This window comes from Aquamicrobium sp. NLF2-7 (assembly GCF_022359935.1).
Taxonomy (GTDB): domain Bacteria; phylum Pseudomonadota; class Alphaproteobacteria; order Rhizobiales; family Rhizobiaceae; genus Mesorhizobium; species Mesorhizobium lusatiense.
In genome coordinates, this window is the sequence record NZ_JAKSED010000001.1 from 1,381,706 (window position 1) to 1,404,659 (window position 22,954).

Consider the following 22,954-nt stretch of genomic DNA (forward strand, 5'->3'; position numbering starts at 1 on the left):
GCGGGGCTGGTCAGTCCTGTGTTTCAAGACGCCACATCTCGGGCGCACTTTGGAGAGGGTATGGGCTGAGGGGGATGAAGCCGCCCTCCGGCGTTATGTCAATGCGAATCCTGTCCGGCTGGTACCCGGTCCTCTCCGGAAATCCCACATATCGCCCGGCTCTGGGTCTGCAAAGATCGGGATGCAGCTCAAGGCTGCCGTCGCCGCGACGCCTCGTTTCGACCAGCCATCCCCCTCCCAGAAACCGCGCGGCGCCCCGCAGGTCGCCTGAACGGATCGCAGTGCGAATGAGGGTGGAAGAGACCCGAATGCCGGCATGTGCGACCTCCGGCGCGATGCTGACACCGAAGCCGCGCAACGCGCCCAACTCCGACAGCATGCGCATGTCCCCGGATCGCTTGTTGCCGAACCGGAAATCGGGACCGGCAATCACGTGCCGCACGCCAAGAGCCTCCACGAGAATATCATCCACGAATTCGCCAGGCGACATGCCGGCGAACGACCGGTTGAAGCGGGGTGAGTAGATGAAATCCACCCCATATGGCGCCATCAGCAATCGCTTGGCGGACGGTGTCGCCAGCCGGAAGGGCTCATCCTGCGTCTCAAAGAAGCTGCGCGGATGAGGTTCGCAGGACATGACCGAAACCGGATATTTTTCGGCGATGCCGTGCGCCATGTGAACGAGCTGCTGATGTCCCACATGCAGGCCATCGAAATTGCCGAGAATGAGAACGGCCCCCCGAAGCGGATGATCGCCGGCGAGGCTTTCCGTGACGATCTCGGGCAGAGCACCCGCTTTGCGCGAGGCGAAGGTGGAAACAACCGGCGACATCATCGGGCAGCAGCCTGTAACTGGACTGCTTCAGATTAGGGCCGCCAACGGAAGAGAAAAAATCGTATGTTTGGGGGCAATGGATCGGAAATTCCGAGGCATTTCCGGGCAGAATTCCGGAACATGATCCATCATTTCCGGGCCGGTCGCAGCGCAGGTTGAAACGGCCCGGCCGGGCATCGGAGGCTCAACGTACACCGCACCCGATGACCAGTGCGAAAAGGGGGTGGTTTCCGTTGTGGTTCAGGATGCTTTCAGAAGGTCCGGATAATGCCGCGCAGCGACATCGGGGTGTGAGCGCAGCCGGCTTTTCAGCACATTCACGCCGACATCCCGAAACAGGGGATTGTCCGGGTCGCTGGCAGGCCCCTTCGCCTCGGCGGCGAGATCCTCGGGAAGGTCGAGAAGGGGAATGGTGGCGTCGAGCCGGGCCCCGAAGAAGAACGGCACCGAATAGCGCTCCGCGCCGCGCGGCGGCGTCACCACGCGGTGCAGCGTCGCGCGCAGATAGCCGTTGGAGGCCAGTTCCAGAAGCTCGCCTATATTGACCACCAGCGTTCCCGGAACGGGCTCGACCTCGACCCATTTGCCGTCATACTCGACCTGCAGCCCTCCGACATTGTCCTGCAGCAGCAGCGTGAGGAAGCCACCATCCTTGTGCGCGCCCACGCCCTGATCGTCCCCGGTCTGCTCGCGCCCCGGATAGCGCACGATCTTCATGCGGTGGTTGGCACCCTCGCCATAGATCGGCTCGAAAACGTCTTGCGGCTGTTCCAGCGAAACGGCAAAGGCCTTGAGCAGGCGGATCGCCACCTCGGCCACCTTCGACTGCCATTCGAGAATGGCCGGCCGCAGTTCGGGCAGCGCCTGCGGCCACTGGTTCGGCCCGTGCAGCCGCGTCCAGGCCGGCTGGCCGCCATTCTGCTTCACCGGCTCGCGTTCGATGCCGAAATCCAGCTGTTCGCGCCAGTCGGCCTGCCCGCGGGTGCGCTCGCCGGCAACGCGCGTATAGCCGCGAAACTGTGACGAATTCACCATCTCGATACCGAGCTTGTCCTGTTCCGGCAGATCGAAAAAACGCCGCGACAGCTCGAACAGCCGATCGATTTCATCCAGCGTTATGTTGTGACCATCGAGATAGAAGAAGCCTACATCGCGGGCAGCATAGCGCAGGTCCCTCAGGAAGGCCGCGCGGTCCGCCGGACCGGATTCGAAGAGGGAAAGATCGAGGATGGGGAAAAGACGGGCCAATTTATGCCTCCTTCCGCAATGGTGTCGATGAAACAGGCGTCGCGCCGCGAGCCCCGGATTTTGGTATCATCGGGGACGGCCGGAACCGGGAAAAGAACAGCCATCCCCCTATCGTCTCCTCCAATGACAAGAGCTGCTAATCGCAGCCCCTGTCGTGGAAGCCGTTTTCTTGCCGTGCCGATCAGCCTGCCTTGCCGAACAGCTTTTCCACCAGCGGCGCATGATGCGCCTCAGCCACATCCGGATGCGAGCGCAGGCGGCTTTTCAGGTGGTTGATGCCAACCTCGCGGAAGATCGGGTTCAGCGGATCGACGCTGATGCCGCGCTCCTTGCGTTGCAGTTCTTCGGGAAGATCAATGACGGGAATGGTGGCGTCGTAGCGCGCGCCGAGGAAGAAGGCGACCGAGAAGCGTTCGACGCCGGCCGGCGGCACCACCACGTCATGAACGTCGGCGCGCACGAAGCCGTTGGTCGCCAGCTCCAGCAATTCGCCCGTATTGATCACGAAGGTGCCCGGCACCGGCGGCGCCTCGATCCACTCGCCTTCCTCGGTGCGCACCCGCAGGCCCGGAACCGTATCCTGCAGCAGAACGGTGACGAAGCCGCCGTCCTTGTGCGCGCCGACGCCCTGATCGCTCTCGGCCGCATCCCGACCGGGATAGCGGATGATTTTCAGAAGCTGCGACGGCGACGGCTCGTAGATCGGCGCGAACACGTCCTCTGGCTGGCCGAGCGTCACCGCGATGGCCTTGAGGACGTCTATGCCGATGCGCGTGACCTCGGCCTGATAGGCGAGCAGAAGCGGCTTCAGCTCGGGCAGCGCCTGATCCGGCCACTGGTTGGGGCCGCGCAGATGCAGCCAGGGCTGGTCCCCGGGCACATTGGCCACCGCCTCGCCCTCGGTGTTGATGTCGAGCTGCTCGCGCCAGTCCTTCTCGCCGCGCGTATGCTCGCTGCCGGCGCGGTTGTAGCCGCGGAAATGCGGCGACTTCACCATCTCGATCTTCAGCTTCTCGTCCAGCGGCAGCGCGAAGAATTTCCTGGCCGTGGCGACCACCTCGGAAATCAGGTCCGGATCGACGCCATGTCCGGTGAGGTAGAAGAAGCCGTGGTCGTGCAGGATATCGCGCAGCTCGTCGATGAACTTCGCCCGCTCTTCCGGCCCCTCATGAAAGCGCCCGATGTCGACGACCGGAAGGTTTGGAATGGTGGTGTGAACGGTCATTCTCGTCTCCTTGGCATGAATTCGATGGTGTAGCTGCGCATCACCCACGGCCATGCTGCGGCCGGCCGGAAAGGCGGCGCTCCAGCCTGCGGCTGTAACGGGACCCGATGAAGCAGAAGGTGAAGTAGATTGCCGCCACCAGCAGATAGGCCTCGTCGTAGAAGCCCAGCCATTTCGGGTCGGTGGCGGATGCCTTGGCGGCGTTGAGCAGATCGAAGATGCCGATCACCGCCAGCAGCGAGGTTGCGAGCAGGAAGCCGATGGCGAGGTTGACGATGCCCGGAATGACCACCCGAAGCGCCTGCGGCAGGATGACGAGCTGCATCGAGCGCCAGTAGCCGAGGCCGAGCGCGGTGGCCGCCTCGTACTGGCCGGGCGGGATGGTCTGCAAGCCGCCGCGCACCACTTCCGCCAGATAGGCGGTCCAGAACAGCGCGATCATGATCATGGCGCGGAAAGTCTTGTCGAGGGTGATGCCTTCTGGCAGCGCCATCGGCACGATCAGCATGGCGACATAGAGGATCGCCACCATCGGCGTGCCGCGCATCAGCTCGATATAGCCGATTGCCAGCGTGCGCAGGCCGCCCATCTTCGAGCGCCTCGCCAGTGCCAGCAGCACGGCGAGCGGCATCGCCGCCGCAAAACACACGGTCCACACCAGAAGCGTGACCGGCAGGCCGCCCCACTGGTTTGACGGAACCATTCGCCCGCCCGGCCAGCCGCTCATCAGCAGCCACGAGCCGCCGATGGCGCCAAACCATGCGATCAGCAGACCCCGGTTCCAGAAGCGCGGCAGCACGCTGGCCGTCACCAGCGCCAGAAGCAGCAGAATGACGAGCAGCGGCCGCCAGTGTAGGTCCGGCGGGTAGAAGGCGAAGAAGATAAAGCGCAGCTTGGTACCGATGAAGGCCCAGCAGGCCCCGGCGCGTGCGGCACAGTCCGCCGAAGTGCCGCTCCATGTCGCGTCGATCAGCGCCCAGCGCAGCAGGGACGGAACCGTCCACACCAGAAAGGCGGTGGTCACGATGGTGATCGCCGTATTGAGCTTTGTGCCGAACAGCCCGTCCGCCAGCCTTGCGCGCAGAGGCGGCCTGACCGTTCCGGGACCGGCACCGAATTGCGTTTCGGCCTCGATCACGCTCATGCCGGCCCTCCCCCGCGCAGTGCCACGCGGTTGTTGTAGATATTCATGAGCGCCGACAGCACGAGATTGAGCGCCAGATAGACCGCGATCATGATGATCAGCGCCTCGAACGCCTGGCCTGTGGTGTTGGCGGTGGTGTTGACCACGCTGACGAGGTCGGGATAGCCGATGGCGACCGCGAGGCTGGAATCCTTGGTGAGGTCCAGATAGTTCGAGGTCGTCAGCGGCGTGATGACCCGGAGCGCCTGCGGCAGCACCACCAGACGCATGATCTGCCCGTCATGCAGGCCAAGCGCGCGGGCGGCTTCCCACTGTCCCTGCTTCACCGATTCGATGCCGGCCCGTACGATTTCGGCGATTGAAGCGGAGAACTTCACGGTAAGCCCCGTCAGCAATGCAGCGAATTCGGGCGACAGGCTCCAGCCACCGCGAATATTGAAGCCGGCCAGACTCGGCACCTCGAACTGCACGGACGCACCGCTGAGCCGGAAGACGAGCGCTGCCGCGATAAATGCGCCAGGAATGACAAGCAGCGCACGTTTCAAACCGAATTGCGAACGCCGTGCGGAAACAACAAGCGACCCCACAAAGGCGATCACCACGACGGCTAGGCCGAGCCATGTCGAAACCGAAGCGCCTTCGACCACGGGACCGGGCACGTAAATGCCACGTCCGCTCAGGAAAATAGCGTCGAACAGCGTCAGCGCCTGTCGCGGCGCGGGCAGCGCCTTGGCGACGGAAATCCAGAAGAAAAGCTGGAGCAGAAGCGGCGTGTTGCGCACGAGCTCGATGTACCAGCGCACGATGCCGGCAAGCAGCAGATTGCCGGAAAGACCGGCAACGCCGAGAAAGACGCCGAGCACGGTGGCCAGCACGCAGCCGAGCAGCGCCACTTTCAGCGTGTTGAGAACACCCACCAGCATGGCGCGCGCATAGGTGTCGCCGGCCTTGAAGGAAATGGCCTGCTCGCCGATCTCGAAATTGGCCGAGCGCCACAGAAAATCGAAGCCGGGGCTGATGCCGATGCGCGCCATGGAAGCGGCGATGGTCGATCCGAGCCCGTAGAACAGCGCAATGACCGCGATGATGACGGCGACCTGCGCCAGAGGCCGGGGACCCCACCAGCCCGCCAGCCTGCTGAAAGCACCGGGCCGACGGCCCGGTGTGATGTCGAAATGCGTGGCCATGAGCGCCTGTTCGGCCGCTCTCAGCGGAACGGCGGCGAATACAGCAGGCCGCCGTCGGTCCACAGGCTGTTATAGCCACGCTCCCAGCCGAGCGGCTTCAGGTGGCGGTCGAAGATCTCGCCGTAATTGCCCACCGTCTTGATGATGTTGTAGGCCCATTTGGGATCGAGGCCGATCGCCTCGCCCAGCGACTTGTCAACGCCCAGGAAGCGCTGGATCGCCGGATCCTCGCTCTTGAGAAACTCGTCGACATTCTGGCTGGTGATGCCCCATTCTTCAGCCTGAATGGTTGCATTGACCGTCCAGTTGACGATTTCCAGCCAGCGGTCGTCGCCACCCGCGATTGCCGGGGCCAGCGGCTCCTTCGACAGGCGTTCGGGCAGAACGACATAGTCGTCCGGCTTCTTGAGCTGCGTCAGCTTGCCGACAAGGTCGGAACTGTCCTGCGTGATCGCGTCAACGCGGCCGGATTCGAGCGCAGCGATGAATTCGCCGGTATCTTCGATGGTCACCGGGGTGAAGCTATGGCCGGTCTTGCGGAAGAAATCGGCTATATTCAGCTCGCCGGTCGTACCGCTCTGTATGCCGATGGTGGCGCCATCGAGATCGGCTGCCTTTTCGACGCCCAGATCCTTGCGCACCAGCAAGCCCTGCCCGTCATAGAAGATGGTCGGGCCGAAATGGAAGCCGAGCTGGAAGGCGCGCGTGATGGTCACGGTGACTCCCGAAAGCAGGATGTCGAACTCACCGGCCTGAAGTGCCGGCAGACGCTGCTGCGGCGAGGACGAGGTGAACTCGACCTTTTCCGGATCGCCGAACACGGCGATGGAAAGCGCCCGCCCGTAGTCGATGAAGAAGCCCTGCCAGCGGCCGTTAGAATCCGGTGCGAAGAAGCCCGGCGTCGTGCCGACGCCGACCTTGATGGCCCCGCGCTGGTTGATGCGGTCGAGCGTCGGACCGGCGATGGCGGAAGTGGAAACCAGCGCCGTGGCCAGTGCCGCGGTCGCCGTCACCAGCTTCGTCCAGCGCAGGCCGGAAGCGAGAATGGATGTCATGTTGTCGTCTCCTGAGCGGTTCGGTCCGTGGACGGAGCGGCGGGAGACCGTCTCCGTGACATGCTCAGAATAGCCGGCGCGCGCGCCCGATTAAGGAACAGGCATCTAATTAGACGCCGATCCGGCGAGTGTTTTTCTCACCATGCGCATCTGGCAGGCAGCGCTTGTCAGGGGCCGGATTACGTCTGGCGATCACCTTCTTCGACAATCAGCACCAGGGCGCTCGCGGTGCGCTTGTGCTGCGACGCAAGCCATCATGCTGCTTCAAGAAGGTTTGCCGCAGCGATCAGCAACGGGTCCTGCGCGCGTGATTGCAGGAAAGCGAACATCACCCTGACCTCGTCACGCACCTGACAGATCACGTCGACCTCGCCGTCCTGCCTCGCCTGCATGGCTGTATCGGCATGCAGGAGCCCGATGCCGACACCTCCGGCGATCAGCGATCGCGTCACCTTTTCCCTGTCGATGCCAATCGTCTTGCGCGGCCGGAACTGATAGCGGCGAAACAGGCTTTCCGCCGCATGGCCGCAGCAGGATGCACCGACAGTAGGGTATATCCACGGCAGTTCCGCCATGGCCTGCCAGTCCGGCTCATCCGAAACCGGCAACAGCCCCGCCGGCGCAGCCAGATAAATGGCGAAGCCGCCGACCTGGATCGTTTTCAGATCTTCAGGCGGGTCTGCCGGCTCGTTGTAGAACCCGGCGTCCAGCCTGCCGCTTCGAATCCCTTCCAGCACGTCGAGGGAATGGCCATGCTCCAGGTCCATCTCGACTTCGGGATACCGCTCCGATAGCCGCATCATCAACCGCCCGACGGCGTCAGTGCCCGAATTCGTACCGCCGCCTATGCGCAGCCTGCCGCTCAGCTGCCCCCTTATGCGTGTCGCTTCCTCGATCAGTTCCCGGTGTGCCTGCAGGGTCTGCTCCGCTCTGGCAAGCAGCCGCTCGCCATGGGGCATCAGCGTCATTCCGCGCGGCGTGCGGGCGAAGAGCGTCAGGCCGAGCGTGTCCTCGATGGCCTTGATGTGAGCGCTGACGGCAGGCTGGCTCAGATAAAGCCGTTCCGATGCGCGGGTAATGCTGCCCTCGCGCGCCACGGCTATGAAAGTTTTCAGCTGATGGATCTCCATATCTGCCTACGTCTCCGTAACCGCTGTTCAGCCCTGCCGGAACATCTCCAGCACATGCCACCATGCCAGATCGAGCGGCAGCAGCACCAGCACCGTTACCGCGAAAAGCGCCAGACACAGCCGCGTCACCGCGCGCGGGGCCAGATTGGCGATCTGGGTGGCGGTGACGAGCGGCGGCGCCTGATACGGCAGCAGTACGCTGGAGAAAGCCAGCACCTGCGTCATCAGGATGATTGCGAGCGGCAGGCCGGTTACGGCCGCGAGATGCCCGGCACCCGGCGTGAGCACCGCCGGCACGCCCGGCAGATTGGTGACGGCAGCCACCAGCGACGAGATCGCCAGAAGGGCGGCAACGTTGTGGAATGGTTGGTCCGGAGCGAAGCCGGCATGTTCGCCAAGCGCCGCCACGATGGTTTCGCCAAGCCCGGTGGAGGCGATGACCGCCCCCAGCCCCATGATGCCGGCAACGAAGAACAGGGTCGCATAATTGATCTCTTCGTTGAGGCATTTGGGCGACGTCAGGCCGCTGCCGGGCCACAGGCACCAGATTGCTGCCGCCAGCGCGATCCAGCCCGGCGACACATGATGCAAGGCGTCGGTCAGCCACAGGAGCAGCGAAACGACGAGGAGAACGGCAAGGTGCCGTTCACGCCGGCTCAGCGGCTGGGCGGCCCCGACATCGGAGGCAGTACGCAGCGGCGCGCGATCGGGAAACATCCACAGGATGAGCCCGACCAGCGCTGCCGCCTTGCCGGCACCCAGCACCGGGAAATGCAGCACCAGATAGTCGAAATAGCCGATGCGGACCCCGTAGAGGCTTTCCGCCGTGCCGGCGAGGATCATGTTGGGCGTATTGGCCGGCAGGATGGCGTAGGCAGGAATGCAGGTTCCGAAAGCCGCCGCCATCAGCATGCCTGTCCGCCCCGCCGATCCTTCGCCGTAACACATATGGTCTGCCAGCGACAGGATGATGGGGACCAGCAGCACGATGCGCCCCATCGAGGATGGCAGGAAGAACGCCAGAGCGAGGCTGAAGGCGACGACGCCCGCAATCACGCTGCCGTATCGGCGCCCGAGCATGCCGGCAAGCAGCGACGCCATGCGCTGCCCGAGCCCGGTGAAGCGGATGGAACTGCCCATCACCATGCCGCCGAACAAAAGCCACAGCGTCGAGGACTGGAACGCACCCAGCACCACCTGCGGCGGCGCCACCTGCAGGATGATCGCGACCACGAAGAAGACAAGCGCGGGCAGATATTCCGGCACCGCCGCCGTCGCCCACATGCCGATGCAGAATACGCCCAGGCCCGCCGCAACAGCCATTTCCGGCGGCAGATGCAGGCCCGTCAAGATGGCGGCAAGAACGCTTGCCGCCAGTATGATCGCGCTCTTCCAGCGCGGATCGCGGCGCAGCCTCAGCTTGTGGTTTTCGGCAGCGGCGGTATGGGACATTGTGTTCAGGCTTTGCATTGATCGTGGCCGACTGTGCCGCATCCGCTATCCTGCAATCCAATCGTAGTTTCGGAGCCCGGCCCTCGTGAAAACCGATGGCCTTTCACAAAGCCGTGCCTGCAAGCCCGATGCATTAGCCGCAAGAGCCGTAAAACCGGTGCAGGACGCCTCCCTTGCGCTTGGCATGACGGAGGGTTCTGCAATAGGTTGCGAACCCGGATTCGAGGCTGATCCCGGTTTGGCTCCTTCGGCGTCGCCCCCGCGCCATCAGATGCTTCCCTGGACGACGAGCAGGAAACAGAATGAAAGCATTCATGGCGGACCTCTTTGCCGGGGTTGTTCTGCTGTTTGCCAGGGCAATCACGGCCGTCAGGGCGATCTGGGATGAGACCGGCCCGCCACGCCGGCAGTCGGTCTACTTCGCCAATCACGCCAGCCACGGCGATTTCATTCTGATATGGGCGGTGCTGCCGCCGCGCCTGCGGCGGCGCGTACGCCCTGTCGCCGGCGCCGACTACTGGCTGAAGTCGCCACTGAGGCGCTTCATCGGTCAGGATGTCTTCAACGCCGTGCTGATCCAGCGCGTGCGCGAGGAACGCGACAACGACCCCATTGAAATGATGGCGCAAGCGCTGGACGAACACGCCTCGCTGATCTTCTTTCCCGAAGGCACCCGCAACCAGACGGACCTGCCCCTGCTGCCCTTCAAAACGGGGCTGTTTCATCTGGCGAGCGCCCGCCCCGATGTCGATCTCGTGCCGGTGTGGATCGCCAATCTCAACCGGGTCATGCCCAAGGGCGAATTCGTGCCCGTGCCGCTGATCTGCACCACCACCTTCGGCGCGCCACTTCGCCTTCAGCCCGGCGAAGACAAGGAGGCCTTCATCGAACGCGCACAGGCCGCCCTGCTTGCGCTGGCACCCAAAGCGGAGGGCCCAAAAGTGGAGGGCAATGCCCAATGAGCACCACCTGGCATGACATGTTTCTGCTGCTGCTCGGTATCGGCGGCGTGCTGCTGCTGGCCTCGCTCGTCGGGCGCATCCTGCAATGGCGGCTTTCTCCGGACGGCTCCAACAGCACCATCGAAAACCTGAACGCGCGCATCAATGCATGGTGGATCATGGCGATCCTCATCGCCATCGCATTCATCGCTGGGCGCGTCGGAGTGCTGGTGCTGTTCGCCTTCTGCTCCTTCGCTGCCCTGCGCGAATTCGTGACGCTGACCAACACCCGACGCGCCGACCACTGGGCGCTGGCGACGGCCTTCTTCGTCGTCGTGCCGCTTCAGTATTTCCTGTTGTGGAAAGAGGAATACGGCATCTTCAGCGTGTTCATCCCCGTCTATGCCTTCCTTTTGATGCCGATCATCGCGGTGATCCGTGGCGACACCCACAACTTCCTCGTCCGCATCGCCGAGCTGCAATGGGCGTTGATGATCTGCGTGTTCTGCGCCTCGCATGTGCCGGCGCTGCTGACCCTGAACATTCCGGGCTTCGAGGGCCGCAACGTGCTGTTGATCGCCTTCCTCGTCATCGTCGTGCAATTGAGCGACGTGCTGCAATATGTGTGGGGCAAGCTCTTCGGCCGCACCAAGATCGCGCCCAATCTTTCGCCTTCGAAAACCGTCGAGGGGTTTGTCGGCGGCGTCGCCTCGGCAACTCTGATTGGCGCGGGCCTGTGGTGGATCACGCCGTTCACGCCTGTGCAGGCCGGCATCATGGCCTTCGTCATTGCCATGATGGGCTTCTTCGGAGGGCTGGTGATGTCGGCGATCAAGCGCGATCGCGGCGTCAAGGACTGGGGCCATCTGATCGCCGGGCATGGCGGGCTGATCGACAGGCTGGATTCGGTCGTCTTCTCGGCGCCCGTCTTCTTCCACCTCACGCGCTACTGGTGGTCGCTGTCATGAAGGCGGCGCTGAACATCACAACCAGCAAGGACTGACGATCATGGAAAAAGGCGACCGCAGGCCGCTGGCCAGCCGCGACACGCGCTGGGCCCAGACCATGGCAAAGCGCATGGTGCACATGTCGATCACACCCAACGCGATCTCGCAGGCCAGCATGGTCATGGCCGCGCTGGCCGGCATCGCCTTTTTCTTCTCCGGCGCGCATGAAGGCGCAGCCCGCATCGTGCTGCTGCTTGCAGCCGCCCTGTTTTGCCAGTTGCGCCTGTTGTGCAACCTGTTCGACGGCATGGTCGCGGTGGAAGGCGGCAAGGCCGAAGCGGACGGGCCGTTCTGGAACGAATTCCCGGACCGCGCCGCCGACATCATGATCTTCGCCGGCATCGGCTACGGCATTGGCGCGCCTGCGCTCGGCTGGGCGGCAGCAGCCTTTGCCGTGCTCACCGCCTATGTGCGCGAGCTTGGCCGCGCCAATGGCGTGGCCAGCGACTTCTGTGGCCCCATGGCCAAGCAGCACCGCATGGCAGTAGTGACAGGCGCGGCCCTGCTCTCGGTGTTTGAATTCCTGTGGGAAGGCCGCAACGAGGTGCTGGTGGCAGCGCTGTGGATCATTGCCGCAGGCGCAGCGCTCACCGCCCTTCGCCGCAGCTTCAGGCAGGTGAAGCGCCTGCGCGCCGGAAAGAGCTGACGCCGGCCGCCTCCCCGCCGAGTCAGATGTTGCGGCGCTTGCCTTCCATGAGGTCGAGCACGGCGCGCGCGGCATCCAGTACATTGGTGCCGGGACCGAACACGGCGGCCACGCCATGGTCGAGCAGGTACTGGTAGTCCTGACGCGGGATGACGCCCCCGACCACGACGATGACCTCGCTTGCACCCCGCGCCTTCAGCGCCTCCACCAGTTGCGGGGCCAGCGTCTTGTGCCCTGCCGCCAGCGACGACATGCCGACAACCTGCACCTTCGACTTCACCGCGAGATCGGCCGCCTCTTCCGGCGTCTGGAACAGCGGGCCGGCGATGACCTCGAAACCGAGATCGCCGAAGGCCGAGGCGATGACCTTGGCGCCGCGATCATGTCCGTCCTGCCCGAGCTTGGCGACCATGATGCGGGGTGAAGCGCCCAGCGCCTTCGAGAACTGATCCAGCCGATCGACCAGATTCTCATATTCCGGCTCGCCCTCATAGGCGGGGCCGTAGACCTTGCTCACCACTTTCGGCACGGCCGAGTGATCGCCGAAGGCATCGCGCATGGCATCGGAAATCTCGCCCAGAGTGGCCCGCGCGCGCGCCGCTTCGACGGCGGCTTCGAGGATGTTGCCCTGCCCCGAGCGCGCCACCTCGCGCAGCCGGTCCAGCGTTGCCTCGGCCTTCTTCGGGTCGCGCTGGCGTCTGGTGCGCTCGATGCGGGCGATCTGCGCCTCGCGCACCGCCTTGTTGTCGATGTCGAGAATGTCGATCTCGTCCTCGGTTTCGAGGCGGTATTTGTTGACGCCGACGATCACCTCGTCGCCGCGGTCGATGGCCGCCTGCTTGCGGGTCGCCGCCTCCTCGATCAGGCGCTTCGGCAGGCCGTCATTGACCGCCTTGGTCATGCCGCCCATCGCCTCGACCTCTTCGATCAGCTTCCAGGCAGCATCGGCAAGCTCCCTGGTCAGGCTCTCGACATAGTAGGAGCCGGCCAGCGGATCGACCACCTTCGTCACGCCGGTCTCGTGCTGGAGGATGAGCTGGGTGTTGCGGGCGATGCGCGCCGAAAATTCGGTCGGAAGCGCGATCGCCTCGTCGAAGGAATTGGTGTGCAGCGACTGCGTGCCGCCAAGGGCTGCGGCCAGCGCCTCATAGGCGGTGCGCACCACATTGTTGTACGGATCCTGCTCCTGCAGCGACACACCGGATGTCTGGCAATGGGTGCGCAGCATCAGCGAGGACGGCTTCTTCGGCTCGAACTCCTCCATGATGCGCGTCCATAACAGGCGCGCGGCGCGCAGCTTGGCCGCTTCCATGAAGAAGTTCATGCCGATGGCGAAAAAGAAGGAAAGCCGCCCGGCGAACTCGTCGACATCGAGGCCCTTCTTCAGCGCCGCCCGCACATATTCGCGCCCGTCGGCCAGCGTGAAGGCCAGTTCCTGCACCAGCGTCGCGCCGGCTTCCTGCATGTGATAGCCGGAGATGGAGATGGAGTTGAACTTCGGCATCTCCTTCGCCGTATATTCGATGATGTCCGCAATGATCCGCATCGAAGGCTCGGGCGGATAGATGTAGGTGTTGCGGACCATGAACTCCTTGAGAATATCGTTCTGGATGGTGCCCGACAGTTTTTCACGCGGCACGCCCTGCTCTTCACCGGCAACGATGAAGTTAGCGAGCACGGGAATGACCGCGCCGTTCATGGTCATCGACACGGAAATCTGGTCGAGCGGAATGCCCTCGAACAGGATCTTCATGTCCTCGACGGAATCGATGGCGACGCCGGCCTTGCCGACATCGCCGACAACACGCGGATGGTCGCTGTCATAGCCGCGATGGGTGGCAAGGTCGAAGGCGACCGACACCCCCTGCTGACCGGCGGCCAAAGCCTTGCGGTAGAAGGCGTTGGATTCCTCCGCCGTGGAGAAACCCGCATACTGGCGGATCGTCCATGGACGCCCGGCATACATGGTGGCGCGCGGACCGCGCACGAAGGGCGCCAGGCCCGGCAGGCTGCGGAGATGCCCGACACCCTCCAGATCGTCAGCGGTATAGAGCGGCTTGACCGGAATGCCTTCCGGCGTGTTCCACACCAGCGTGTCGGGATCGCGCCTGACCTCCTTTTCGGCCAGAGCGCGCCATTTCTCGATATTGGGGTCGGGTTTCGGATCGCTCATCACAATTCCCTGCCTATTCGAATTCAAGGATCAGTTCGTCGACGGCAAGGCTCGCTCCCGGCTCGACGGCAACGCGGCTGACCTTGCCGGCCTTTTCGGCGCGCAGCACGTTTTCCATCTTCATCGCCTCGACGGTGGCCAGCGCCTGTCCTTCCTGCACCTCGTCACCTTCCTGAACGGCGATGGAGGTGACCACGCCCGGCATCGGGCACAGAAGCATCTTCGACGTATCGGGCGGAAGCTTGACCGGCATCAGACGGGCCAACTCCGCGACGCGGGGGCTGCGCACATAGGCTTTCGCATCGATGCCGCGCCAGCGCAGGCGCATCGATGATCCGTTGAGCGTGACCTTGACACCCATCACCTCGCCATCCACCACGAAAGCCGCATGGGTAGAGCCGGGCATCCAGTCACTCGAAACAGCGACACTCTCGCCATCGGCGAAGGCTATCGTGTCGCTGGCCGCACCTTCAGTCACGGCAAGCGCGAATTCATGATCGGCAACCGTCGCCACCCAGTCTGCGCCGATGCTGCGCGGATGGTTGGCGAGCACGCCGGAAACCTGCGCCGCGCGGCGCGCAAGCCGCAGATGGATGAAGGTGGCGACCGCCGCCAGCCGGCGCGCCTGACGCTCGCCTGCCGTGACGCCGCTGAAACCATCGGGAAATTCCTCGGCGATATAGGCGGTGGTCAGCCGCCCGTCCCGGAAGCGCTGCTGGTCCATCACCGCCGACAGGAACGGCAGATTGTGGCCTATGCCCTCGACCTCGAAATCGTCCAGCGCGCGGCCCATGGCCTCGATCGCGCCGAGGCGATCCGGCGCCCATGCGCACAGCTTGGCGATCATCGGATCGTAATGCATGGAAATCTCGCCGCCCTCGAACACGCCGGTGTCGTTGCGGATGATGGTGTCATCGTCGCTTCTGCCTTCCGCCGGCGGGCGATAGCGCGTCAGGCGGCCGATGGAAGGCAGGAAGTTGCGATAGGGGTCTTCGGCATAGAGGCGGCTTTCGATGGCCCAGCCGTTCAGCCTCACATCGCCCTGCGTCATGCGCAGCTTCTCGCCGGCCGCGACCCGGATCATTTCCTCCACCAGATCGATGCCGGTGATCAGCTCCGTCACCGGATGCTCGACCTGAAGGCGGGTGTTCATTTCGAGGAAGTAGAAATTGCGGTCGCCATCGACGATGAACTCGACCGTGCCGGCCGAAAAATAGCCGACCGCGCGCGACAGGGCCACGGCCTGCTCGCCCATGGCTTGCCGCGTCGCCTCATCGAGGAAAGGCGACGGGGCTTCCTCGATGACTTTCTGGTTGCGGCGCTGGATCGAGCATTCGCGTTCGCCCAGATAGAGAATGGTGCCGTGCTTGTCGCCCAGCACCTGAATCTCGATATGACGCGGCTGGGTGACGAATTTCTCGATGAAGATGCGGTCATCGCCGAAGGAGGATTTCGCCTCGTTCTTCGACGACTGAAAGCCCTCGCGCGCCTCGGCATCGTTCCACGCGATGCGCATGCCCTTGCCGCCACCGCCGGCGGAGGCCTTAATCATCACCGGATAGCCGATCTGGGAGGCGATGCGCACCGCCTCATCGGCATCCTCTATGAGCCCCATATGGCCGGGCACGGTGGAAACGCCCGCTTCCGCCGCCAGCTTCTTGGAGGTGATCTTGTCGCCCATGGCCTCGATGGCTTTCACCGGCGGGCCGATGAAGGCGACGCCCTCCTGCTCCAGCGCCTCGGCGAAAGCCGCGTTTTCCGACAGGAAGCCATAGCCGGGGTGGACGGCATCAGCGCCTGTCTTGCGGATGGCTTCGAGGATTTTGTCGATGACGATGTAGGACTGAGACGAGGGTGCGGGGCCGATATGCACCGCCTCATCGGCCTGCCGCACATGCAGCGCATCGCGGTCGGCATCCGAATAGACAGCGACGGTTTTGATACCCAGCTTCTTCGCGGTACGGATGACCCGGCAGGCGATTTCGCCGCGATTGGCAATGAGGATCTTCTTGAACATCAGCCCGTCTCCAGTCCCCAAATCAGTCTTTGAATTTCTTTTCGTAAGGCATCGTCAGAAGTGCGGAAGCGGTGACCACACCCCCAAATACGAAGGCGAAAGGCGCAACCAGCAGCAATATCGGGATGACCGGATTTGCCGCCCGGTCTATGCGCGCGCCGATGCCGCCGATGTCGAGCCAGATGATGGCGATGGCCGTCAGCGCCCCGATCAGCGCGCCAAGCGCTGCGTTCAGCGCCATGAAGCGCAGCATCTGCCAGTGGTCCTTGCGGGCCGCCTCCGGCGTCAGCTTCGGCTTGTTCATCGCTCCTCCGGCCCCGCTCTCACAGAGGCATCGTGTCATGCTTGCGCCACGGACCTTCCACGCGCTTGTTGCGCAGTGCTGCGAAGGCGCGTGCGATGCGGCGGCGCGAGGAATGCGGCATGATCACCTCATCGACGAAGCCGCGCTCGGCAGCCACGAACGGATTGGCGAAACGCTCTTCATATTCGGCCGTGCGCGCGGCGATCTTCTCCGCATCGCCCAGTTCCGAGCGGTAGAGGATTTCGGTCGCGCCCTTGGCTCCCATCACGGCGATCTCGGCCGTCGGCCAGGCATAGTTGATGTCGGCCCCGATATGCTTGGAGGCCATGACGTCATAGGCCCCGCCATAGGCCTTGCGGGTGATCAGCGTCACCATGGGTACGGTCGCCTGCGCATAGGCAAACAGAAGCTTCGCGCCATGCTTGATGACGCCGCCATATTCCTGCGCCGTGCCGGGCAGGAAGCCGGGCACGTCCACCAGCGTCAGCAGCGGGATGTTGAAGGCATCGCAGAAGCGCACGAAGCGCGCGGCCTTGCGCGAGGAATCGATGTCGAGGCAGCCGGCCAGCACCATGGGCTGGTTGGCGACGACACCCACCGTCTGCCCCTCGATGCGCATCAGGCAGGTGATGATGTTCTTCGCGAACGCTTCCTGAACCTCGAAGAAGTCGCCCTCGTCGGCAATCGCCGCGATCAGTTCCTTCATGTCGTAGGGCTTGTTGGCCGAATCCGGCACCAGCGTGTCGAGCTTCATGTCGATGCGGGCCGGATCGTCGTGGAAGGGACGGACCGGCGGCTTCTCGCGGCTGTTGAGCGGCAGGTAGTCGAACAGCTTGCGCACGCCCTCCAGCGCCTCGACGTCATTCTCGAACGCGCCATCGGCGACAGAGGATTTCTGCGTGTGCGTTCGCGCGCCGCCCAGTTCCTCGGCCGTCACGATCTCGTTGGTGACTGTCTTCACCACGTCCGGCCCGGTGACGAACATGTAGGACGAGTCGCGCACCATGAAGATGAAATCGGTCATCGCCGGCGAATAGACCGCGCCGCCCGCGCAGGGGCCCATGATCACCGAAATCTGCGGCACCACGCCCGATGCGTCGACATTGCGCTTGAACACGTCGGCATAGCCGGCGAGCGAAGCAACGCCTTCCTGAATGCGCGCACCGCCGGAATCGTTGAGGCCGATCACCGGCGCGCCGTTCTTCACGGCCATGTCCATGATCTTGCAGATCTTCTGCGCATGGGTTTCCGACAGCGAACCGCCGAGCACGGTGAAGTCCTGTGAAAACACATAGACCAGCCGGCCGTTGATGGTTCCCCAACCGGTCACCACGCCGTCGCCCGCCACCTTCTGGCTCGCCATGCCGAAATCGGTGGCGCGGTGGGTGACATACATGTCGAACTCCTCGAAGGAGCCCTCATCCAGCAGAACCTCGACGCGCTCGCGCGCCGTCAGCTTGCCCTTGGCGTGCTGGGCGTCGATGCGCCGCTGGCCGCCGCCGAGACGGGCTTCGGCGCGGCGCGCCTCCAGTTGCTCGAGAACGTTGCGCATCAGCGGCCCTCCCCAAAGCTGCGGAGAACAGGCACGAAAAGCGGTGTCGGCATGGTCTCTCCCTCGCCGGCAGGCTGAGCCGGCTTTGTTTCCATTCCGATAGAGCCAGGCGCTCCCCAAGAAAATGCTGGAACGGGTGGATTTGCATAGTATAGAATTTTGCAAATTGCGAATTGTGAAAATGCGAACATGTCAACAGGCAAGCTCTATATCGGCCGCAAGGTACGCGAATCCCGCCTCGCCCACGGCCACACGCAAGCCGCCTTCGCCGAACGGCTGGGCATCTCGACCAGCTATCTGAACCAGATCGAGAATAACCAGCGCCCGGTTTCGGCCACGGTGCTGCTGGCGCTGGCCGAGAAATTCCAGATCGAGATGTCGGAGCTTTCGGCCGGCAGCAGCGACCGCCTGCTGTCCGCGCTCTCAGAAGCCCTGGCCGATCCGCTGTTTGAAAACTATTCGCCCGGCATGCAGGAACTGAAACTTGTAGTGCAGAACGCGCCGGGCCTCGCCCACGCGCTGGTTGCCTGCCACCAGGCCTATCGCCGCAACAGCGAGCAGCTTGCCGGTTTCGACCAGATGTCGCGTACCAGCGGACTGGCCGACCCCACCCCTTACGAGGAAGTGCGCGACTTCTTCCATTTCATGGACAACTACATCCATGAGATCGACATGGCCGGCGAGAAGCTGGCTCACTCCATCGGCATTCCGGAAGCGGAAACGGGGGCCGCGCTTGCCGCCCATCTGGAAATGCGCCACGGCGTGCGCATCCTCAAGGCGGCGGAAGGCGAGGAAGTCCTGCGCCGCTACGATCCCGCCTCCAGGCTTCTCTACCTGAACGCCTATTCGCCCGCGTCGACGCGCCATTTCCAGATGGCCTACCAGATCGCCTCGCTGGAACTGAAGACGGAGATCGACACCATCGCGCGCCGCGCCGAATTCCGTTCGCCGGAATCGGTCGAAATCTGCCGTATCGGGCTGCGCAACTATTTCGCCGGGGCCGTCACCCTGCCCTACCAAAGCTTTGTCACCGCCGCGCGCGAGCTGCGTCACGATCTGGAACTGCTCGCCGCCCGCTTCGGCGCGAGCCTCGAACAGGTGGCACACCGTCTTTCCACGCTGCAACGCCCCGGCATGAAAGGCGTGCCCGTCTTCTTCGCCCGCTTCGACCGGGCCGGCAACATCACCAAGCGCCACAGCGCCGCCAAGCTTCAATTCGCCCGCTTTGGCGCGGCCTGCCCCTTGTGGAACGTGCACCAGTCCTTCGAGCTGCCCGGCCGCATCATCAGGCAACTGGCCGAGACGCCGGACGGCGTGCGTTATCTGTGCGTGGCGACTGAAATCGCCAAGTCCGGCGGCGGCTTCAACGCTTCGCGAAGGCGCTACGCCATCGCACTCGGCTGCGAAGTCGCCTATGCAGGCGACTTCGTCTATGCGGACGGCCTCGATCTGAACAACCGCGCTGCTTTCGATCCGATCGGCATTTCCTGCCGCATCTGCGAGCGCGCCAGTTGCGACCAGCGCGCCAGCCCGCCCTTCAAGCGGCGCCTGCACGTCGATCACGATCTGCGCTCACCAGTGCCCTACAGGCTGGAATGACGAAGTTCCGCAGGCAACGTTGAGCGGCCTCGTCAGGCTGTACATTAGACACCCCGGCAAGCGATTTTCCGACGTTCCTGAACGGTATGAATCCGCAAATGAAGGCCTTGCGAGTCGCAACGAGGACTCCGAAGCGACTTTTTGTCAATTCCCATTTGATGTGAGATTCAACTGGGGGTAGATTAACCACGAATCAGTCGATCCTGCGGGGGCGGGGCGAGCAATCTGAAGTCTGAAGCAGCGGGCGAAATGCCTGCCGCAAGGCGCGATAGCCTTCGCGTCCCCCGACGGAGTCGCCCGGTCGGGCATTGCCGGTGCCCAGTGCGTTCCCGGCAGCATGTGTTCCCAAATTCAGGCGTCCAACGTGATTGTGATGCGTATCCGCCCGCCGTGGTTCCTCCACGGCGAACGACCGATTCTGGCCAGAAGACTGTCATGAACAAAGCCGCTGCATCTTCGGAAGCCGACACGCTGAAAGGCCGCCTCACCTCGCGCGGGGAACTAATCGGCTTCCTCATGAATGCCGCCGTCAATACCGGCGCTGACAGCTACATGCTTGTAGCGATTTCCCATGGCGAAGCGCGAAATCAGGCCCGCATCGTCGCCTCGAACTGGAAATTCGACGTCATCGAGCTGATCGGCCGGCAGCTTATCGCCACGCTGGCGCAGGGACCATGGACGGCTGCGCCCGGAATGCGCCCTTCGGCCCTGATTTCTGCCACGGCGCCCGGAACCGGCGCATTGATCAACGGTGAAGAGGCAAAGCTGCTCACTGTTCTCGGCCATGCGGAAATCTATTCGCTGACCCTCAATGTGGGCAGCCAGCGCCTTTTCATCCTGTTTTCCTCCGAGCAGCCGGGACAGATCAATCTGGCCGCGCTTGCGCGTACCCAGATGGAATGCTGTTATGCGCTGTCGCGCGCAGCCCATCTCGTGACCGGCGACACGGCACAGGACCCTCTTTCCGACCGTGAGCGGGAATGCCTGTTCTGGGTTTCGGAAGGCAAGACGACGGATGAAGTCGCAGTCATTCTTGGCGTGTCGTCCAACACGGTCAACAGCTACATCACCCACGCAATTCAGAAATTCTCGGCCAGCAACCGGGCGATGGCGATCGCAACCGCGATCAGGAGCGGCATCATTTGATCCACGCAGCCCTTACACACATCGACGCACAGCCTCTTAACGACCAGCCCGGGCGTCGGGCGATCGTCTGGCCGCAGGGTGGCGAGCATGCACTGACGATTTCCGATGCCGTGCGGCGCTGCCGATGGATGGAACAGGAGATCAACGCCACCTCATTCGCGGTCTTTCTCGCCCCGCTCATGCAGGAGCGGGCCAAGCTGGTTCCCTGCCTCGATTCCGATCATCCCGGCGCCGGGTTCGCGAAGAGCGTGACCGGCAATATCGAGCATCTGGTGCGCCATGTCCGCACCTCGACGGAACCTCTGTGGTGGAGCGAAGGGCCGCAAAGCCCGGCCGCGCAACGTCTCGGCGCGCTTTGCTGGGTTACGCAGATCGAACCGATCATATCCGGCACCTCCGGCATTGCCTTCCCAGTCCACGCCGAGCGGAACCAGTGCGGGCTGGTGGTGTTTGCCGGCCCCTGCACGAATATCGATCAGAACCTGCTGTTCGAAGTCCACAGCAAATGCTTTTCGCTGTTTTCGGAAGTCACCCGCCTGCGCCCCGCTTCCGCCAGCCTGACCCGGGCAATGACCCGCCGCGAGCTGGAATGCCTCAAGCTCACCGCCAACGGCTATACGAGCGAGGAAATCGCCCGCATTCTCAAGCTTTCGGTGCACACCACCAATCAGTATCTCACGCAGTCGGCGCAGAAGCTGAATGCCGTGAGCCGCACGCAGGCAGTGGCAAAAGCCCTCAGGCTCGGCCTTATCGAATAGAACGGCCTTCTTCTGCATCGAGCGCGAGTGCAGGCCTGATGCGCGCCTGCTCCACCGCCTTGCGCAGCATTTCCGTGTTGATCTGCGGATCCTCCGCCGCCGTCTCGAACGCGACGTAGTTGACCACTACGGAAGCGTGGTTTTCTTCGAGCGTGAGCTGGAAATACACCGTCACCCCGGCCGGCCTGAGCTCCAGATCGAGCACGATGCGCGGACTGCCGCTCCAGTCGACAAAGGCCTCGCCGCCGTGGCCAAGCCTGAGGGTCCCGGGCATGAAGTAGAGTTCGGCAGCCGAATCCACGAGATCGGAGACGCAGCCAAACTGTTCCAGCCGGATAAAGGCGATGTAGTCGGCGACATCGACAAGGCGCAGTTCGCCGACGACCTGCTGGATCGCTCTGGCGACGATGCTTTCGCGGGTTTCTGCGTGCGGCTGCCTGATCATGTCACCTGCCGGGGTCTGGCCTTGTTGGAATAGACGATCCGCACCAGTTCGGCGACGGCCTGATAGAATTGCTGCGGGATCACGCTATCCACTGAAACTTGCTTGTACATGGAGCGGGCGAGCGCAACGTCCTCAAACACGGGAATCCCGTTGGCTTCGGCCAGCTCGCGAATCTTCAGCGCAACCAGATCCTGCCCCTTGGCCAGAACCAGAGGAGCGGAATCCTCCTCGCGCACATATTTCAGCGCAATGGCGTAGTGGGTCGGGTTGGCGATGATCAGCGTGGCGCGTGGCACGGCCGCCATCATGCGCCGCCGCGCCCGGTCGCGCGCCACCGAGCGGATGCGCGACTTCACGATCGGATCGCCTTCGGACTGCTTCAGTTCGTCCTTGACCTCCTGACGCGTCATCCGCAGATCCTGCTTCCAGTGAAAGCGTTGCCAGATGAAGTCGGCAGCAGCGATCGCCCCCATCACGAAAACGATGGCGATCAGAATATCGACGGCAAAGCCGCGGATCACCGACGCGAACTCGACCGGATTGGTGAGCATACCGGACAAGAACCGGCTGACGCTGTCGGAGAGCACGATCACAAGAACCAGAATGGCGAAACCCACCTTGGCGACCGACTTGAGGAACTCCACGAAGCCCTGCACGCCGAACATCCGCTTCCAGCCCTGCACGAGCGAGATGCGCGAGGCCTGCGGGCGGATACGCTCGCCCACGAAGCGCGGCATGTTCTGGCCGACGGAAGCGACGATTCCCGCCACGACAAGCAGCACCAGAAGTGCGGCCACCGCACGGCCGATTTCCATCATCACGCTGCGATAAAGCTCGATGACATCCGTTTCCGTGGCCAGCGGCCAGGCATCCGGCTTTTCCAGAAACATGGACAGGAACATGCCCAGTTCCATCGCCGCATCGCGCGCATAGAACACGGTAAAGGCAAGGATGGCGACGAAGGATGCGAAGATTGCCGTTTCCTTCGAATGGGGCAGCTTGCCCTTTTCGATGGTGTCGCGGATCTTCTTTTCGGTCGCTTCCTCGGTTTTGGAATCCTTGTCGACACCCTCGGCCATGGCTCAGCCGG

At 63.4% G+C, this 22,954-nt stretch carries 20 protein-coding genes; 6 read left to right on the forward strand and 14 right to left on the reverse strand.

Features of this window, described 5'->3' with window-relative positions; all coding sequences use genetic code 11:
• Positions 1 to 10 precede the first annotated feature (10 nt).
• The 8 genes from MIC97_RS06730 to MIC97_RS06765 form a co-directional block, all read right to left on the reverse strand.
• Positions 11 to 835 (reverse strand): hypothetical protein, encoded by an 825-nt coding sequence (locus MIC97_RS06730; protein ID WP_239799384.1) that lies wholly within the window; start codon positions 833 to 835, stop codon positions 11 to 13.
• 240 nt (positions 836 to 1,075) lie between these two features.
• Positions 1,076 to 2,083, reverse strand: a complete 1,008-nt coding sequence (locus MIC97_RS06735; RefSeq protein WP_239799385.1) for an isopenicillin N synthase family oxygenase — start codon at positions 2,081 to 2,083, stop codon at positions 1,076 to 1,078.
• A gap of 181 nt (positions 2,084 to 2,264) precedes the next feature.
• Entirely contained in the window at positions 2,265 to 3,308 is a 1,044-nt protein-coding gene (locus tag MIC97_RS06740; protein WP_239799386.1) for a 2-oxoglutarate and iron-dependent oxygenase domain-containing protein, read from the reverse strand.
• A gap of 40 nt (positions 3,309 to 3,348) precedes the next feature.
• On the reverse strand, positions 3,349 to 4,452 hold the full coding sequence (locus tag MIC97_RS06745; protein WP_239799387.1) for an amino acid ABC transporter permease: 1,104 nt from the start codon (positions 4,450 to 4,452) through the stop codon (positions 3,349 to 3,351).
• Positions 4,449 to 5,639 carry an ABC transporter permease subunit gene (locus MIC97_RS06750; RefSeq protein WP_239799388.1) on the reverse strand — a complete coding sequence of 397 codons (1,191 nt, stop codon included), beginning with the start codon at positions 5,637 to 5,639 and terminating at the stop codon, positions 4,449 to 4,451. The genes MIC97_RS06745 and MIC97_RS06750 overlap by 4 nt, the downstream gene beginning before the upstream one ends.
• Positions 5,640 to 5,659: 20 nt before the next feature.
• Entirely contained in the window at positions 5,660 to 6,694 is a 1,035-nt protein-coding gene (locus tag MIC97_RS06755) for an amino acid ABC transporter substrate-binding protein (protein WP_183831761.1), read from the reverse strand.
• Positions 6,695 to 6,948: 254 nt separating this feature from the next.
• Positions 6,949 to 7,824 carry a LysR family transcriptional regulator gene (locus tag MIC97_RS06760; RefSeq protein WP_239799389.1) on the reverse strand — a complete coding sequence of 292 codons (876 nt, stop codon included), beginning with the start codon at positions 7,822 to 7,824 and terminating at the stop codon, positions 6,949 to 6,951.
• A gap of 27 nt (positions 7,825 to 7,851) precedes the next feature.
• Complete coding sequence (locus MIC97_RS06765; protein WP_239799390.1) at positions 7,852 to 9,276, reverse strand: SLC13 family permease; 1,425 nt, start codon at positions 9,274 to 9,276, stop codon at positions 7,852 to 7,854.
• A gap of 302 nt (positions 9,277 to 9,578) precedes the next feature.
• On the opposite strand from MIC97_RS06765, the gene MIC97_RS06770 reads away from it, so the two are divergent.
• The 3 genes from MIC97_RS06770 to MIC97_RS06780 are packed head-to-tail and all read left to right on the forward strand — an operon-like array spanning position 9,579 to position 11,870.
• On the forward strand, positions 9,579 to 10,238 hold the full coding sequence (locus MIC97_RS06770; protein ID WP_239799391.1) for a lysophospholipid acyltransferase family protein: 660 nt from the start codon (positions 9,579 to 9,581) through the stop codon (positions 10,236 to 10,238).
• The gene (locus tag MIC97_RS06775) at positions 10,235 to 11,185 is read left to right on the forward strand and encodes a phosphatidate cytidylyltransferase (protein ID WP_239799392.1); all 951 of its coding nucleotides are present in this window, start codon (positions 10,235 to 10,237) and stop codon (positions 11,183 to 11,185) included. The genes MIC97_RS06770 and MIC97_RS06775 overlap by 4 nt, the downstream gene beginning before the upstream one ends.
• Positions 11,186 to 11,222: 37 nt before the next feature.
• A complete protein-coding gene (locus tag MIC97_RS06780; RefSeq protein WP_239801056.1) occupies positions 11,223 to 11,870 on the forward strand; it encodes a CDP-alcohol phosphatidyltransferase family protein in 648 nt (215 codons plus the stop codon).
• Between the two features lie 22 nt (positions 11,871 to 11,892).
• On the opposite strand, the gene scpA is transcribed toward MIC97_RS06780, so the two are convergent.
• Genes scpA through MIC97_RS06800 form a run of 4 tightly spaced genes read right to left on the reverse strand, consistent with a single transcriptional unit; the run spans position 11,893 to position 17,916 of the window.
• On the reverse strand, positions 11,893 to 14,043 hold the full coding sequence (scpA, locus tag MIC97_RS06785) for a methylmalonyl-CoA mutase (RefSeq protein WP_239799393.1): 2,151 nt from the start codon (positions 14,041 to 14,043) through the stop codon (positions 11,893 to 11,895).
• Positions 14,044 to 14,056: 13 nt separating this feature from the next.
• Positions 14,057 to 16,060, reverse strand: a complete 2,004-nt coding sequence (locus tag MIC97_RS06790) for an acetyl/propionyl/methylcrotonyl-CoA carboxylase subunit alpha (RefSeq protein ID WP_239799394.1) — start codon at positions 16,058 to 16,060, stop codon at positions 14,057 to 14,059.
• 22 nt (positions 16,061 to 16,082) lie between these two features.
• Complete coding sequence (locus tag MIC97_RS06795) at positions 16,083 to 16,364, reverse strand: hypothetical protein (RefSeq protein ID WP_239799395.1); 282 nt, start codon at positions 16,362 to 16,364, stop codon at positions 16,083 to 16,085.
• Between the two features lie 19 nt (positions 16,365 to 16,383).
• A complete protein-coding gene (locus MIC97_RS06800) occupies positions 16,384 to 17,916 on the reverse strand; it encodes an acyl-CoA carboxylase subunit beta (RefSeq protein WP_239799396.1) in 1,533 nt (510 codons plus the stop codon).
• 189 nt (positions 17,917 to 18,105) lie between these two features.
• On the opposite strand from MIC97_RS06800, the gene MIC97_RS06805 reads away from it, so the two are divergent.
• The 3 genes from MIC97_RS06805 (at position 18,106) to MIC97_RS06815 (ending at position 21,419) form a co-directional block, all read left to right on the forward strand.
• Entirely contained in the window at positions 18,106 to 19,515 is a 1,410-nt protein-coding gene (locus tag MIC97_RS06805) for an XRE family transcriptional regulator (RefSeq protein ID WP_183831769.1), read from the forward strand.
• 435 nt (positions 19,516 to 19,950) lie between these two features.
• Positions 19,951 to 20,661 carry a helix-turn-helix transcriptional regulator gene (locus MIC97_RS06810; protein WP_239799397.1) on the forward strand — a complete coding sequence of 237 codons (711 nt, stop codon included), beginning with the start codon at positions 19,951 to 19,953 and terminating at the stop codon, positions 20,659 to 20,661.
• Positions 20,658 to 21,419, forward strand: a complete 762-nt coding sequence (locus MIC97_RS06815; RefSeq protein WP_239799398.1) for a helix-turn-helix transcriptional regulator — start codon at positions 20,658 to 20,660, stop codon at positions 21,417 to 21,419. The genes MIC97_RS06810 and MIC97_RS06815 overlap by 4 nt, the downstream gene beginning before the upstream one ends.
• On the opposite strand, the gene MIC97_RS06820 is transcribed toward MIC97_RS06815, so the two are convergent.
• Together MIC97_RS06820 and flhB are read right to left on the reverse strand one after the other, a co-directional pair.
• Positions 21,409 to 21,864 (reverse strand): hypothetical protein, encoded by a 456-nt coding sequence (locus MIC97_RS06820; protein WP_239799399.1) that lies wholly within the window; start codon positions 21,862 to 21,864, stop codon positions 21,409 to 21,411. The two genes, MIC97_RS06815 and MIC97_RS06820, sit on opposite strands and share 11 nt — an antisense overlap.
• The gene (flhB, locus tag MIC97_RS06825; RefSeq protein WP_239799400.1) at positions 21,861 to 22,943 is read right to left on the reverse strand and encodes a flagellar biosynthesis protein FlhB; all 1,083 of its coding nucleotides are present in this window, start codon (positions 22,941 to 22,943) and stop codon (positions 21,861 to 21,863) included. The genes MIC97_RS06820 and flhB overlap by 4 nt, the downstream gene beginning before the upstream one ends.
• Positions 22,944 to 22,954: the final 11 nt, after the last annotated feature.

Excerpts from the sequence above, each read along its gene's own strand:
- MIC97_RS06730 (WP_239799384.1), bottom strand. The coding sequence starts at position 835 with ATGATGTCGCCGGTTGTTTCCACCTTCGCCTCGCGCAAAGCGGGTGCT.
- MIC97_RS06740 (WP_239799386.1), bottom strand. The coding sequence starts at position 3,308 with ATGACCGTTCACACCACCATTCCAAACCTTCCGGTCGTCGACATCGGG.
- MIC97_RS06745 (WP_239799387.1), bottom strand. The coding sequence starts at position 4,452 with ATGAGCGTGATCGAGGCCGAAACGCAATTCGGTGCCGGTCCCGGAACG.
- MIC97_RS06750 (WP_239799388.1), bottom strand. The coding sequence starts at position 5,639 with ATGGCCACGCATTTCGACATCACACCGGGCCGTCGGCCCGGTGCTTTC.
- MIC97_RS06755 (WP_183831761.1), bottom strand. The coding sequence starts at position 6,694 with ATGACATCCATTCTCGCTTCCGGCCTGCGCTGGACGAAGCTGGTGACG.
- MIC97_RS06760 (WP_239799389.1), bottom strand. The coding sequence starts at position 7,824 with ATGGAGATCCATCAGCTGAAAACTTTCATAGCCGTGGCGCGCGAGGGC.
- MIC97_RS06765 (WP_239799390.1), bottom strand. The coding sequence starts at position 9,276 with ATGTCCCATACCGCCGCTGCCGAAAACCACAAGCTGAGGCTGCGCCGC.
- MIC97_RS06770 (WP_239799391.1), top strand. The coding sequence starts at position 9,579 with ATGAAAGCATTCATGGCGGACCTCTTTGCCGGGGTTGTTCTGCTGTTT.
- MIC97_RS06775 (WP_239799392.1), top strand. The coding sequence starts at position 10,235 with ATGAGCACCACCTGGCATGACATGTTTCTGCTGCTGCTCGGTATCGGC.
- scpA (WP_239799393.1), bottom strand. The coding sequence starts at position 14,043 with ATGAGCGATCCGAAACCCGACCCCAATATCGAGAAATGGCGCGCTCTG.
- MIC97_RS06790 (WP_239799394.1), bottom strand. The coding sequence starts at position 16,060 with ATGTTCAAGAAGATCCTCATTGCCAATCGCGGCGAAATCGCCTGCCGG.
- MIC97_RS06795 (WP_239799395.1), bottom strand. The coding sequence starts at position 16,364 with ATGAACAAGCCGAAGCTGACGCCGGAGGCGGCCCGCAAGGACCACTGG.
- MIC97_RS06800 (WP_239799396.1), bottom strand. The coding sequence starts at position 17,916 with ATGCGCAACGTTCTCGAGCAACTGGAGGCGCGCCGCGCCGAAGCCCGT.
- MIC97_RS06805 (WP_183831769.1), top strand. The coding sequence starts at position 18,106 with ATGTCAACAGGCAAGCTCTATATCGGCCGCAAGGTACGCGAATCCCGC.
- MIC97_RS06810 (WP_239799397.1), top strand. The coding sequence starts at position 19,951 with ATGAACAAAGCCGCTGCATCTTCGGAAGCCGACACGCTGAAAGGCCGC.
- MIC97_RS06820 (WP_239799399.1), bottom strand. The coding sequence starts at position 21,864 with ATGATCAGGCAGCCGCACGCAGAAACCCGCGAAAGCATCGTCGCCAGA.
- flhB (WP_239799400.1), bottom strand. The coding sequence starts at position 22,943 with ATGGCCGAGGGTGTCGACAAGGATTCCAAAACCGAGGAAGCGACCGAA.